This window comes from Clostridium sp. AF34-10BH (genome assembly GCF_003478095.1).
GTDB classification, from domain to species: domain Bacteria; phylum Bacillota; class Clostridia; order Lachnospirales; family Lachnospiraceae; genus Acetatifactor; species Acetatifactor acetigignens.
The window spans coordinates 73,127-87,471 of record NZ_QUEC01000006.1 but is presented as its reverse complement, the minus strand read 5'-3'; the positions used below and the strand labels follow the sequence as shown (position 1 = coordinate 87,471).

The 14,345-nt window shown below is 47.3% G+C and carries 13 protein-coding genes; 3 read left to right on the top strand and 10 right to left on the bottom strand.

What is annotated here, in order from left to right; genetic code table 11:
• Positions 1-69 precede the first annotated feature (69 nt).
• The 8 genes from DWZ61_RS06675 to DWZ61_RS06640 form a co-directional block, all read right to left on the bottom strand.
• Positions 70-1,719, bottom strand: a complete 1,650-nt coding sequence (locus DWZ61_RS06675) for a SulP family inorganic anion transporter (protein WP_118537850.1) — start codon at positions 1,717-1,719, stop codon at positions 70-72.
• A 112-nt stretch (positions 1,720-1,831) separates the two neighbouring features.
• Entirely contained in the window at positions 1,832-2,893 is a 1,062-nt protein-coding gene (locus DWZ61_RS06670; protein ID WP_118537849.1) for a GGDEF domain-containing protein, read from the bottom strand.
• A gap of 12 nt (positions 2,894-2,905) precedes the next feature.
• Complete coding sequence (gene miaB, locus DWZ61_RS06665; protein ID WP_243026368.1) at positions 2,906-4,297, bottom strand: tRNA (N6-isopentenyl adenosine(37)-C2)-methylthiotransferase MiaB; 1,392 nt, start codon at positions 4,295-4,297, stop codon at positions 2,906-2,908.
• A 60-nt stretch (positions 4,298-4,357) separates the two neighbouring features.
• Entirely contained in the window at positions 4,358-5,590 is a 1,233-nt protein-coding gene (gene pepT / locus DWZ61_RS06660; protein ID WP_118537848.1) for a peptidase T, read from the bottom strand.
• A 211-nt stretch (positions 5,591-5,801) separates the two neighbouring features.
• Positions 5,802-7,208 (bottom strand): amino acid carrier protein, encoded by a 1,407-nt coding sequence (locus tag DWZ61_RS06655; protein ID WP_118537847.1) that lies wholly within the window; start codon positions 7,206-7,208, stop codon positions 5,802-5,804.
• A gap of 116 nt (positions 7,209-7,324) precedes the next feature.
• On the bottom strand, positions 7,325-8,272 hold the full coding sequence (locus DWZ61_RS06650; protein WP_147354691.1) for a hypothetical protein: 948 nt from the start codon (positions 8,270-8,272) through the stop codon (positions 7,325-7,327).
• The gene (locus tag DWZ61_RS06645) at positions 8,269-9,747 is read right to left on the bottom strand and encodes an ATP-binding protein (protein WP_118537845.1); all 1,479 of its coding nucleotides are present in this window, start codon (positions 9,745-9,747) and stop codon (positions 8,269-8,271) included. The genes DWZ61_RS06650 and DWZ61_RS06645 overlap by 4 nt, the downstream gene beginning before the upstream one ends.
• Positions 9,731-10,393: a response regulator transcription factor gene (locus DWZ61_RS06640; protein ID WP_118537844.1), complete on the bottom strand. Its 663-nt coding sequence runs from the start codon at positions 10,391-10,393 to the stop codon at positions 9,731-9,733. Before DWZ61_RS06640 ends, DWZ61_RS06645 begins: the two co-directional genes overlap by 17 nt.
• Before the next feature lie 256 nt (positions 10,394-10,649).
• Here DWZ61_RS06640 and DWZ61_RS06635 point away from each other — a divergent pair, with 256 nt between their 5' ends.
• From DWZ61_RS06635 to DWZ61_RS06625, 3 genes are read left to right on the top strand one after another with little or no spacing between them, the layout of a single operon-like run.
• On the top strand, positions 10,650-10,820 hold the full coding sequence (locus DWZ61_RS06635; protein ID WP_022312479.1) for a spore coat associated protein CotJA: 171 nt from the start codon (positions 10,650-10,652) through the stop codon (positions 10,818-10,820).
• On the top strand, positions 10,817-11,071 hold the full coding sequence (locus DWZ61_RS06630) for a spore coat protein CotJB (RefSeq protein WP_022312478.1): 255 nt from the start codon (positions 10,817-10,819) through the stop codon (positions 11,069-11,071). Before DWZ61_RS06635 ends, DWZ61_RS06630 begins: the two co-directional genes overlap by 4 nt.
• Entirely contained in the window at positions 11,071-11,685 is a 615-nt protein-coding gene (locus DWZ61_RS06625; RefSeq protein ID WP_118503931.1) for a manganese catalase family protein, read from the top strand. The genes DWZ61_RS06630 and DWZ61_RS06625 overlap by 1 nt, the downstream gene beginning before the upstream one ends.
• A gap of 194 nt (positions 11,686-11,879) precedes the next feature.
• Here the strand turns inward: DWZ61_RS06625 and DWZ61_RS06620 are convergent, their stop codons facing one another.
• Together DWZ61_RS06620 and DWZ61_RS06615 are read right to left on the bottom strand one after the other, a co-directional pair.
• A complete protein-coding gene (locus DWZ61_RS06620) occupies positions 11,880-12,743 on the bottom strand; it encodes a DegV family protein (RefSeq protein ID WP_022312476.1) in 864 nt (287 codons plus the stop codon).
• 90 nt (positions 12,744-12,833) lie between these two features.
• On the bottom strand, positions 12,834-14,273 hold the full coding sequence (locus DWZ61_RS06615) for a spore germination protein (protein WP_118537843.1): 1,440 nt from the start codon (positions 14,271-14,273) through the stop codon (positions 12,834-12,836).
• Positions 14,274-14,345: the final 72 nt, after the last annotated feature.

Below are 14,345 nucleotides of genomic sequence, written 5' to 3'. Positions count from 1 at the left end.
ATCTATCTTAGCACAAAATATTGAGGTTGTAAATTAAAGAACCCGTCCACAAATGATAGTTTTTGCCCCTTATCCCAACCGTGCGGCGCGCTCCAGTGCATCATCAATATGCGCACACACATTCTCTCTGCCGACCTTGTCCAGGAAACCGCTCTTCTCCATGACGTGCATGGGCTGTTCCCCTACATGGGACAGAATGATCTGGATATTTTTCTTCTTGCAGTCTATATATAGCTGTTCCAGATTATGCATAGCTGTGGCATCGATAGCGCTCACGCTGCGCATACGCAGTACCAGACAATTCATCTTCTCATCCAGTGTGATCTTCAGGATCTTGTCCGCTGCGCCAAAGAACAGAGGGCCGCTGACCTCATAAACCATAGTGTTGTGCGGTACGACTCTTAAGGACAGGCTGTCCGCATCATCCTCATCGTCCACATATTTCCAGCCTTCCACTTCCGTCACATCGCTCATACGTTTCATGAACAGAATGGCTGCCAGCAGGATACCTACCTCAATGGCTACCACCAGATCAAACACAACGGTCAGTACAAACGTGGTCACCAGAACGATGATATCGCTCTTGGGTGCAGTCTTGCAGAGTCCTACGAACTTCCGCCAGTCACACATATTGTATGCCACCATGAACAGGATCGCTGCGATGGTAGGCATGGGGATCAGTGCCGCATACGGCATCAGCACCACCAGTATTAACAGCAGTGTCACAGAATGTACCATACCTGCAATAGGGGTACGTCCGCCGTTTTTCACGTTGGCTGCGGTTCTGGCAATGGCTCCGGTAGCCGGAATTCCTCCGAACAATGCGGAAGTAATGTTGCCGGCACCCTGGGCGATCAATTCCATGTTGGAGCGGTGTCTACTATTCACCATGCTGTCTGCCACCACACAGGAAAGCAGAGACTCGATAGCCGCCAGAATAGCGATGGTGAAAGCATCCGGCAGGACATTCTGTACGGTCTTCAGGCTGAAGGACGGCAGAGAAATTGTCGGGAGCTTATTGGAGATCTCATACAGATCTCCGATGGTGTTTACATTCATATTAAGCAGTGCTACCATGGCACTTCCCACCAGTACTGCAATCAGTGAAGGGGGAATCTTCTTGCAGAAGCCCGGCAGATACTGCCATACGATCAGGATCAGCAGACTGATCACACCCACCAGAAGGGCCTGCAGATTGGTGGTGGATATAAACTGAAATACCGCTTTTAATTTGTCCATGGTCTCGATCAGCGGCTCTTCACTGACAATGGTCAGTCCCATGAAGTCCTTGATCTGTCCGATCAGAATTGTCACGGCAATACCTGAGGTAAAGCCCGTGGTAATGGTATAAGGGATGAACTTGATCAGATTACCCAATCGGAATAATCCCATCAGAATCAGGATCACACCGGCTAACAGTGTCGCAATGATCAGTCCGTCCATACCGTTCTTCGCCACAATACCGGCTACGATAGTGGCAAATGCCGCTGTAGGCCCGGCAATCTGCACACGGCTGCCGCCTAAGAATGAGATTACAAACCCTGCCGTAATAGCAGTATAAATACCCTTCTCCGGAGTCACACCGGACGCCAGTGCCAGTGCAATGGATAAGGGCAGTGCAATGATAGCCACGATGATACCCGCGATCACATCTTTCACAAACTGTTCTTTCGTGTAGCTTTTCATCACGGAGAAAAGCTTGGGTTTTAGTTTTTCCATAACAATCTCCTTAATAATACAAAACTCGTGTGAAATTATAAAATTTTTATAAAGTCACACGAGCCTTATCATATCTCTATTTCGTTTTCTTGGCAAGATTTTTTTGGCCAAATTATTCTACAATACGATTTTTTCCATTATTTTTTGCGGTGTATAGCTTACGATCTGCAGAAGTAAACAACAGATCCATCTGTTTATCTGCCTCATAACGTTCCATTCCACCGCTGATCGTAATATCCGTTTGTTTGGTTGCCTGAGAGTATTTCCTTAACCCCTCCTGAATATTCTGAAACGCCTGCAGCACCTGCTCACGGTTGTCTTCTTCGAATACCAGCATAAATTCCTCGCCGCCGAATCGGGAGGCAATTCCCTTTCCCAGCATTTCCTCCAGCATCAGTCTGCCGGCTTCCCTTAGCACATCATCACCATATCCATGTCCATAGGTATCATTTACTACTTTAAAATCGTCCACATCCATCAGTATGATCCAAAAATTCTTGCCTGGTATCCGCATCCATTCATCCACCTGTTTTACCAGATAGCGTCGATTATACAGTCTGGTCAGTGGATCATGATTTGCTGCAAATTCCAGATTTTCACTGAGTGTCAGCAATTGTTTCCGTTGTTCTTCATACCTTTTGAGCAGTACAAATATCATGGTAAATACGGAAAATGCTACGATGATAAAAGATCCCAGCGTTGTTCCTATTATACCGATTTCATCCATATTGCTCCATCTGGAAGGACGTTCAAAACTGATCATCATGATTACAAGATATTCCAGCAGGGTGAACGCATAAGAAGCAATCACCATGCTTCTGGGGAAAAATACTGCCAGTCCCACAATTCCAAGAATCAGATATACAATGGCTGTGTTCCCATAACAATAATACAGATAAGGGAACTCAAACCAGGAAAGTATTAAAATGATCACAACCGCAGGTAATTGCACCTTTTGGGTAATCCATCCGGCACATCCGATGATCAGGATCATCAACAGGCATACTCCACAGAGTATGGTGGGTAGTTCCGTCCCATGAATACAGAAATTGCAAATCGTCCCAATCAGGTTTGCGCTTACGGCCGTGATCACAAGAATCTGATACATATTCCAGGACATATCCTTCTCTATATCACAATTTCCCCAAAGTTCTTTTTCCTTCTCTTGTTTCATTTTATTTTCCTTTTACACCTGATGACCTGTGTAATAAAATCCATGGCATTCATCCAGCGATACATTCACTATCTTCCCCACAAGTGATGCATCCCCCTGAAAATGTACCAATGTATTGTTGGACATTCTTCCGGTGACCATGGAGCGGTCGTTTTCGTTGATCTCTTCCACCAGCACATCTGCAATCTGTCCCTGATATCTGCTAACCTGTTCTCTGGCAGTCTCCTGCACGGTCTTAAGTACCCGGTCAAACTGTTCCTTCACCTGCTCCTCTGGCACCTGTTCCATGGCTGCCGCCGGAGTACCGGTACGTTTGGAATAAATAAAGGTAAACGCATTGTCATATTTCACACGGCGGATCACATCAATGGTCTCATCCACGTCTTCTTTCGTCTCTCCCGGAAAGCCTACGATAATATCCGTGGTAATAGCCATATCCGGGATCTCCCTGCGGATCTTCTCCGCCAACTCCAGATACTGTTCCTTGGTATAACGACGGTTCATGGCTTTTAAAATCTTCGTGGAACCGGACTGTAAGGGCAGATGCAGATGTCTGCAGATCTTTTTCGAATGCTTCATCACCTCAATGAGTTCCTCCGACAGATCCTTGGGATGGGAAGTCATGAATCGGATCCGCTCCAGGCCTTCGATCTTCTCCACTTCCTGCAGAAGCTGCGCAAAGGTAATGGGGTCCTCCAGATTCTTGCCGTAGGAATTCACATTCTGTCCGAGCAGCATGATCTCCACCACACCGTCCGCCACCAGGCCTTCAATCTCCCGAATGATATCCTTCGGATTACGGCTGCGTTCCCTGCCGCGGACATAGGGGACAATACAATAGCTGCAGAAATTATTGCAGCCGAACATAATATTGATACCGGATTTGAAAGAATATTTTCTCTCTACCGGCAGATCTTCCACGATCTTGTCCGTATCCTTCCAGATATCAATGACCATTCCCTCATTTTCAAACAGGGAGCATAATAGCTCTGCAAATTTGAAAATATTATGCGTTCCGAAGATCAAATCAACAAAACGATAACTGGTCTTGATCTTTTCGATCACGGAAGGTTCCTGCATCATGCAGCCGCACAGGGCGATCTTCATATGGGGATTTTTCTTCTTGTAACCGTTCAGTACCCCCAGTCTTCCGTAAACGCGCTGATTTGCATTGTCTCTGACCGTACAGGTATTGTAGATCACGAAATCCGCATTTTCGTCCTCAATGATCTCATAGCCCACTTTCTCCAGAATTCCCACCAGTTTCTCGGAATCCCTGGCGTTCATCTGACACCCGAAAGTCGTCACGCAGCAGGTCGGCTTTCTGCCCAGCTTTTCTCCAAGCTTTGCCACATGACCGGAGGCTTTCTCCATAAAATAATACTGTCTCTCCGTTTCGTTCATTTGTGTTACATTCGTCATATAAAAAAATGTTGCCTTTCCAAATCAGTTTTTGTTCTCATCTTATCGATTCGCATATTTTGCTGCAATGGCGATCAGCAGTTCCGTAGTCTTCTCCATGGACTGTACGCAGGCGTACTCGTATCTGCCGTGGTAATTCTCTCCACCTGTGCACAGGTTCGGACAGGGCAGCCCCATAAAGGACAGTCTGGCTCCATCTGTACCGCCGCGGATCGGAGATACTTTGGGCTCGATCCCCAGTTCTTCCATGGCAGCTTTCGCGTTGTCGATCAGATGCATGTGCTGCTCCATGATCTCCCGCATGTTATAATAAGAATCTTTCACATCTACCACAACAGTGCCTTCCCCATACTTCCGGTTCAGGAAATCCGCACAGGACATAAACAGCTCTTTTTTCTGTTCAAACAGCTGTCTGTTATGATCACGGATAATATAGTCCGCAGTAGTTTCCTCCACATTGCCGCTTAGGGCATCCAGATGGAAAAATCCCTCATAGCCTTCGGTATACATTGGATTCTGCTCCACCGGCAACAGCTTCTGGAACTCCTGCGCGATCAGAATGGCATTTTTCATTTTACCCTTGGCGGAACCCGGATGCACACTCCTGCCATAGACATGGAGTTTTGCTCCGGCTGCATTAAAGTTTTCATATTCCAATTCCCCCAGCGCTCCGCCGTCCACGGTGTAGGCATAATCCGCACCGAACAGCTTCACATCAAAATGATCGGCTCCAGCACCCACTTCCTCATCCGGGGTAAAGCCGATCCGGATCTTACCATGCTTTTTCTCCGGATGCATTAATAAAGTCTCCGCCATGGTCATGATCTCAGCCACACCGGCCTTGTCGTCCGCGCCAAGCAAAGTCGTTCCGTCCGTCACGATCAGATCTTGTCCCATATAATGTAACAGTTCCGGAAAATCCTCCACCTTCATGACAATATTCTCTGCTGCATTCAACACAATATCTTTTCCATCGTAATTCTCTACGATCCGGGGATTTACGTTGGTATCCGTCACCGCCGGAGAGGTATCCATATGGGAAATGAAGCCAAGTACCGGAGCTTTCTCGCAGCCTGCGGATGCCGGAATTGTGGCATAGACATAACAGTGCTCCTTGTCATAAGTGATCTCTGCGGCCCCCATGGCCTCCAGTTCGCTCACCAGCTGTCTGGCCAGATCATGTTGTTTCATGGTACTGGGGATGGTGGTGCTTTCTTCACTGGACTGGGTATCGATCTTTACATATCGTAAAAAATTTTCAATGGTCTTGTCCATAATCTCACTCCTTAACTTATACACCATCTCGCTTAAAAGCTCGATGATGTACATTCGCCAAATACAGATCCTTGTGCAAGCACGAACCTGTACCTGGCTCATCGTATACACAAATACAACTGTCCTCTCTTACGCTCTTATAAACGCGGACAGCTGTATCTTATTTATCATATCATGGTGTCGGCAACCCTTCAATCATTAATTTCAAATTTTATATTTCTTGGAAATTATATTTCCGTATTTCCCGACAGATTCCTCTTGACAGCGTCAGTACCGCCAGCAGATTCGGTACTGCCATCAGTCCGTTACAGATATCCGAAAAATCCCACACTGCTTCCAGCGAGCAGACCGCTCCCAAAAAAGTGACCAGTCCATAGCCCAGGCGATACCACTGGGTTCGGTCACAGCCGCCCGTCAGATACTCAAAAGCTTTCTCCCCCTGATATTCCCAGGCGATAATCGTGGCAAATGCAAACAGTACAATGGAGATTGTGAGCATCCATTCCCCTGTTCTGCCGAAAGTATCTGAAAAAACAGCGATCATGAGGGCTGTACCGTTCAGGACTTCTCCCCGGGGGTCCCTCTGCCCCAGCATTCCACTGGCCGCAATGGCAAGCCCCGTCAGAGAGCAGATCACAATGGTATCAATAAAGACACCCGTCATGCTGATATATCCCTGATGCACCGCATCTGACGTATCTGCGGCAGCAGCACTGATTCCCGCCGCCCCCAGTCCCGCTTCATTTGAGAAAACACCTCTGGAGACCCCATAGCGCATCGCCATTCTTCCGGAATTGGCGATTCCGTTTTCCACTGCAAGCATCATCCCTGCCGCCCCTCCTGTCATAGCCTCCGGGCAGAAAGCTCCCCACAGGATCTGCACCACACCGGCGGGAAGATTCTTAAAATGGGTAAAGATCACCATTCCCGTTCCAAACAGATAAAACACTGCCATACAGGGCACCAGATATTCCGTCACCTTCGCAATGGTTCCTATCCCTCCCAGAATCACCAGAATCGTAAGCAGACTTAACACAATTCCCGTGACTGTCTGTTTTACCTGAAACGTCACCGAAAGTGCCTCCGCAATAGAATTTCCCTGTGTCATATTTCCCATGCCGAAGGAAGCCAGCACTGCAAATGCTGCAAACAGCATGGCGAGGATCCTGCCTGCCGTTTTCTGTGGGAATGCATTTTGCAGTACATACATCGGACCGCCTGCCGGTTCCCCCTTTTGGTTTTTGACACGATACCTGACACACAGTGTGCTTTCTACCAGTTTGGTCGACAGCCCGATGATCCCGGACAGTAACATCCAGAACAGAGCGCCCGGCCCTCCCAGTACCATGGCAGTGGCTACCCCTACAATATTTCCCGTTCCAATGGTGGCCGCCAGTTCCGTGGTCAGGGAAGAAAACGAAGATACTCCCCTGCCCTCTGTTCCCTTCCGGCTTTCTGGCAAAAACACACGCCTGAGTGCAGCAGGCAGATTCTTCAAGGGAAGAAATCGTAAGCTAAGCATCAGATAACAGCCGGTTCCCAGCAACAAAAAAATAAGCCAGGGTCCCCATATGATCCGGTCTGCCTGCTGTAAAAGTTTTTTTATTCCTGTGATCATAAACAGTCGTATCTCCCCGACTTATTTTCTAAAATATATTCTTTATTTTTCTATTTTATACCGTTGCTATCACTGTCCGGCTGCTTTTCCGGATTCCTGTATTTTCCGGAATGTATTTACTGGATATCCGGCAGAAAACCCGGTATCTTTTCTGCGATCTCACGGATCCCGAACAGATATCCGATGCCTTTCTCCAGTTGTCCTTCGGAAGCATTGAGCAGTGTTGCGGTCAGATGCAGCTTATGCTCTCCATATGCAAGATCACACGAATACTCACCGTTGTCGTTTTCCATGGTCATCCGGTCCTCCGCTTCTATTTCAGCTTCTTTATCCCACATGATCTGTGCATTGGTATCATAAGGTGCCTCTCCTTCGATTTCAATATAGGTCCCGGAATCATAATCATGCAGATAAGACTGCATATAATCGGTGATAAAATAATAAGGGGCATCCGCACCAATATCATCCCAGGTGACAGGTTCTGTCTCATCTTCCAATACAACCTTCATGGCATAGAGTGTTCCGGTCTCGGAATCCACGACACACTCTATACTGACTCCCGTAACCTCCTCTTCCTTCATGCGCATACAGATGTCATAGGCCATGATCGCGACTCCATCCGACAGCTTTTCATCATACAAAATATATCGTTTGATGGAAATATGATCTGTATCCATATTTTTGAAAAAATAATCCTCCGGGATCACACCCATATCCTGAAAAGTGTAATTCCATTCCGTATTTAAAATATATTCATCGATCAGACTATATATTTCACCATCCGTTGCAGCTTCATAATCCTGTTCAGAGATATAGTACTGTTTTCCCAAAGCGATACCGTCTGCCAGATTTTGAAGTCTGCGCACGGTGTCTGTCTCATACTCTTCCTTCCAGACGGTATAATCCGTTCCTGTATTCGATATACTGACTGACCCAGTCAGCCTGCTTTTATCCTGCAATCGTAACAGCCCTTCCGGTCCTGCGAATGCAAATACGATCAGCACGAGCAGTCCGCCCATACATAGTAGGAAATTGCGCCGGTTCTTATTCTCCTGTTTTTTCATATTCCGCCTTTTGCTCCCCTGTTGCTTTTATTTTTTACAGCATGTTTTTCCCCGGGAAAATATAACCGCATTACCGTGCCTTCTCCAAGCTTGCTGTCAATCTTCAGTTCCCCCTGATGCAGGGTAATGATCTTCTGACAGAGAGCCATTCCGATACCGGCTCCGCCCTCCTTGCGGGATCTGGACTTATCCACCATATAAAAAGCCTCCGTGATCCTCGCGATCTCTTCCTGAGGGATCCCCCTGCCGTTGTCTACCACCTTGATCTCATATCCCTGTGTGCGCTTACTTCCCTTCATCAGAATAAATCCGCCTTCTTCCACAGCCTTTACGGCATTATCCAGCAGATTATATAACAGTGACAGAAGCAGATCCCTGTCCCCCCAGATCACTCCTCTTTCCAGATCGATCTTCCCCCGGATCCTTTTACGTCCAAAGGGGATCCGCATCGTATCCCGAATATTTTCCTCCAGTTCTTTCGTCTGAAGCTTCTTGAATTCTAATTCCTGTCTATCCATTCCCACCAGCTCCAGCAATTTGTGAGAGAGGCTTTCCAGACGTTTTCCCTGACTGAAAATATAATAAGTGGCTTCGCCCCGCTCCTGTTCTGTCAGTTCATAGGAGTTCAGCATATCCGCATATCCGATGATAGAAGTCAGCGGTGTTTTGAGTTCATGGGCAAATGCCGCCGTAAAATCTTCCTTCTGTTTTGCTTCCAGCTCTTTTTCCTCCATCTGACGTACCAGTCTGTCCGTCATCCGGTTAAAGCTTCTGGACAGTTCTCCGATCTCATCTGTGCCCTGATAGACAGCTCTCTTCTCAAAATCCCCTCCTGCAATCCTTCCCGCAGTGCGGTTTAACTGCTCTATGGGGCGGGTCAGATATCTGGACAGCAAAAAAGCTGCCAGACCACCGATCACCAACAGACCTGCCAGCGCAATACCATATTGCCGCATCATACTACTCCGTTCTTCATAAATGCCGCTCAGATCCTTCAGGATCCCTAGATATACCGTATCTGCCGAATCCGTCGCCTGATCTGTGATGATGCTGAGCAGATAATAACACGTTCCTACCTTGCGGACTCCGTAGACCTGATCTGCACCGGGATCCATAGTCCGGAGCATTTCCTCCGCAAGCCTCCTGATCTCATCCTGTGGCAGTTTCAGGCTGCCTGCCAGAGTGATCGTGCCATCTGTTTCAAGGATCATACATTCCGTACCGTTCTGATCCGTCATCCGTTCTGTTGCGGAATTTCCTGCCTGTATCCCAGCAAATTCCGCTCCGTATTTTTCCATGTTCTGATACACCATATCATATATGGTCTGAAACAAAAGATTTTCCCGTTTTCCCTGTTCTGTCTCCCGTTCCAGCATCCGGTCAAAATAGGAAGACAGCATGAAAGTTCCAAAGAGCAGAAAAATCACTGTAAGAAGCGCAATCACTGAAAAAAACAATTTATGAGCGAACTTCATTCAACCGATACCCCACTTTATATACTGCCACGACCATCTCTTCCCAGTGCAGTTTTTTCTTCAGCCGCTGTACATGCAGGTCCACCGTGCGGCTCTGTCCCATATATTCACCGCCCCATACGGTCTCGTATATAGTCTCCCGGTACAAAGCCCTGTTTTTATTTCTTGCAAACAATAACAGAAGATCAAATTCCTTCGGTGTCAGATAGATTTCTTCTCCATCCAGTGTCACTCTGTGGGATGCCGTATCTATAGTTACATTGTTGACCTGTATCATCGTCTCCGTCTTATGATATCTGCGCAGCACTGCCTCTACTCTGGCCAGAAGCTCCACGATCTCGAAAGGCTTCGGCAGATAATCATCTGCGCCCATGCGAAGCCCTTTTACTTTATGTTCCGTAGAACCCAAGGCTGTCAGAAAGATCACCGGAAGCTCACAGGCTTTCGCATAATCCATCAGTTCATAACCATTGATTCCCGGCAGCATGATATCCAAAAGTGCCAGATCGAATTTCTCCCGCTCCATAAGATCCGCTGCGGTCTGCCCGTCCGGTGCCCAGGTGCACTGGTACCCGGCTCTCGTCAGATTGATCCGGATCAGATTGGCAATGGGCTCCTCATCTTCTGCAATTAATATTCTAAGCATTTCCCTGTCCCTCGACCACATTTCATAAGCTCACGAATTCGTGCTATCGCACTCTGCATCCTGCTTCGCAGGATATTCGTTCGCTAATAGTGCAAGAAAAACAAATGTCTGCTTCGCAGCCGCTTGTTTTTCTTTTGCACATATTTATATTATAGCATATCTCATCTTTGTATCCAATTTGTATCATCTATTTATTCGGCACTATTTTTTCGTCCGATCATACCATATATTAAATGAATTATTGGAAAGGATTGCTATGAAAGACTATTCTTTTGAAGAACATTTTGAAAAATATCCACTGGCCATGGCCTATGTTCCCTGGCAGCATTTCACCAAAATGTATGAGAATCTGGAAAAAGGCTACCAGGCGGGTACCATTTTTCCGGAGCTTGACAAACCTTTTACCGGAAGGAGATGCGTAAAATGAACAGTGAAGAAAGAATGCTGCACGACATCGGCATTGCCGACTTCGTTCTGACGGATCTGATGCTGTATCTGGACACTCACCCCACAGACCGGAATGCCATGGAGTATTTCAACCATTATACCAGGATCAAGACACAGATGGAGCGGGAATTCTCCAGAGAATATTACCCCCTGCGGAAAGATCTGGCAGAAAGTAACAAGGAGTGGCGTTGGGGCAACGCTCCCTTACCCTGGGAAGGAGGATGTAACTGATGTGGAGTTATGAGAAAAGATTACAGTTCCCTGTAAATATCAAGGAACCCAATGCCAAACTGGCCCAGGTCATCATCTCCCAGTACGGTGGCCCCGACGGGGAAATGGGTGCCAGCATGCGTTATCTGTCCCAGCGTTATTCCATGCCCTTTAAGGAAGTGGCAGGACTGTTGACGGATATCGGAACTGAAGAGCTTGGACATTTGGAAATGGTTGCCACCATCGTTCACCAGCTGACCCGTGACCTCTCCATGGAAGAGATCGAGAAAAGCGGATTTGCCAATTATTATGTGGATCACACCATTGGTGTCTGGCCTCAGGCAGCAGGCGGTGTGCCCTTCAATGCCTGTGAATTTCAGGTAAAAGGAGACATCATCACAGATCTGCACGAAAGTATGGCTGCGGAACAGAAAGCCCGCTCCACCTACGACAACATTCTGCGCCTGATCAAGGATCCGGATGTCTGTGAACCCATCAAGTTCCTCAGAGCCCGGGAGATCGTCCACTACCAGCGCTTCGGTGAAGCCTTGCGCATTGCCCAGGATCACCTGAACTCCAGGAACTTCTATGCGTTTAACCCCGGTTTTGACCGCTGCGATTCCTGCGAGACCTGATGATTCCAAAACCGTTTTTTCGCAAATAACACAAAAAACACAAATTCCGTACAAAAAATCCTGATTTAGGAGTATTTTTGTACGGAATTTCTTAAAATATCTCTTCCAGCGAAAATCATTCACTGTTTTCTATTTGAAACCACTGTTTTTGTATTTATTTCGCTGTTTTTTGTAGTTTATGTACAATCATCTGTCTATCTCTCTTCACCCATGAAGAACAATGCCAGTGTTCCGGGGCCGGAATGAGAACCAATGGTGGGGCCCACATAGTTGATGAGGAAGCTGTCCATGCCAAAGCGCGCCTTTACCAAGTCTCTCACCAGTTCCGCCGCAGGCAGATCATCACCGTGGCTGATGAAAACAATATCGTTCTGGTCACGGTAGGATCCCATCTTCTCCTCCATGTAATCCACCAGTGCATGCAGAGATTTCTTACGTCCTCTTACCTTACCGATGACAATCAGATGTCCATCGTTATCTACATGAAGCTTGGGTTTGATACCGGCCAGTGTTCCTACAAATGCCGTAGCCTTGCTGACACGTCCGCCGCGGTAGAGGTGATACAGATCATCCACGGTAAATACATGTACCAGATGCAGACGATTATTCTTCACCCACTCTGCCACTTCTTCCATGGATTTGCCCTGATCTCTCAAAGTCACTGCCTTGTGGACCAGCAGTCCCTCTCCCAGAGAAGCGCACAGACTGTCGATCACGATGATCTTGCAATCGGGCTGTTCCTCCATGATCTCATCCGCCGCGATCCGCATGCTGTTGTAAGTACCGCTCAGTCCGGAGGAGAAAGCGATACAGAGGATCTCTTTATTTTCTTTCAGATATTCCGTAAAATGAGCCTTTGCCTCCTCAGGGTTGACCTGGGATGTAGTCGGCATCTTGCCCTGTCTCATCAATGCATAGAATTCTTTTTCGGGAAGTTCCTGTCCTTGTCCATAAGTCACACCATCCATGATATAGCTAAGGTTCATGCATCCAAGATCATGTTCCTTCAGATACTCTACCGGCAGATCAGCAGTACTGTCTGTAACGATTTTAAACATTGGTTACCCTCCTGATGCTATCAATTTTTCCTAAGCATACATCAAAAGGGCACCCATTTCAATTTTCGCTGACAAAAGTGATACATTTTGTCACATTTTTCTAGTTCCTGGCATTCTTCCACGGAAGAAACGATTTCTCATTTTTGCTCTGTCAAAAGGAATCAGCGGATACAGATAGCTTTGTCCGGAGATTGTCTTATTCGTAAGGAGCGCCAGCGCAAATATAATCAGTCCGGCAATATAACCCCATATTCCGAAAAGCTGTGTCAAAATCAGATTGAGGATCCGCATAAATTTCAAGGCATAACCCAATTCATAATTAGCCTGCGTGTAATTAGCAATGGCCACAAATGCCATGGCAAGCATAACCTCACTGGAGAACCACCCACTCTCCACCGAAAATTCTCCCAGCACCAGCGCCGCCATGACACTCAAGGGAGTACTCAACATATTCGGTGTGTTGACCGCCGCCAGCCGCAGTCCGTCAATGGCCAGCTCCAACAGTAAAAACTGCAGGATCAGAGGCACATTGGGATCCTCTTTCAGAATAATAAATTCCAGATTCTCTGGGATCCACATCCGATGATTCATAAGGAGCAGATATGTGGGTGTCACGAAATACGTGAGCAGTGCGATCAGGAAACGGGTCAGACGCAGATACGTTCCGGTGACCGGCGGAAAGTAATAATCATCCGCCTCTTCCACCACATCAAAGATCGTGGTGGGCAGGATCATGGCAGAAGGGGAATTGTCCACCAGGATCACCAGATTGCCTTCCAGCACCTGGGCCGCCGCCGTATCCGGCCGCTCCGTGTATTTGAACTTCGGAAACGGATTGTACCACTTCCGCTGGTACAGACATTCCGCCAGGCTTTCCTGATTCATGGCCAGAGCATCCACCTGAATGGAACGGATCCGTTCCCGGATCTGCGTAAGAAGTTTCGGATCCACACGGCTCTCCATATAACACAGTACGATATCTGTTCTGGAATTCTCCCCGGCATTAAGCATTTCCATATGAAGATCCGTACTACGGATCCTGCGGCGGATCAATGCTGTATTGAATACCACTGTCTCCACGAAGCCGTCCTTGGACCCCCGGAGTACCTTGTCCTTGTCCGGCTCCTCCACCCCTCTGGTGGGATAGGTTCTGGCATCGATCAACACCGCCTTTTCATAACCGTCCAATAACAGGACAAAGACGCCGGACAGCAAAGCTCCCAGTATTTTCTCCCAGGTATCGTCCAGATCCACCTCCACGTAGGGAATCGCGATTTTGGACATCTCATGGGCATCCTTTGGGAAGTCCTCCGCCTTCAGCTCCATCAGATACTGTAATATTTTCTGCATCAGTTCATCCTTGCAGAAACCATCGATCAGATACATGCAGGCATCGGTGTCACCGAGACGGATCACCCGGTGAATAATATCGAAATTGGTTTCCAGTCCCATCAGTTCATCCACATACTGCATATTCTGCTGAAGCTTTTCCGATATTCTGACGAGCTTTGGTTGTTTGTTCTGTGGCATAAAAAATCCCCCTTGGGTCTATGATCTAAATTTCATCATGTCCCATTCGGGGGATTTTATTCTGCTATTTTG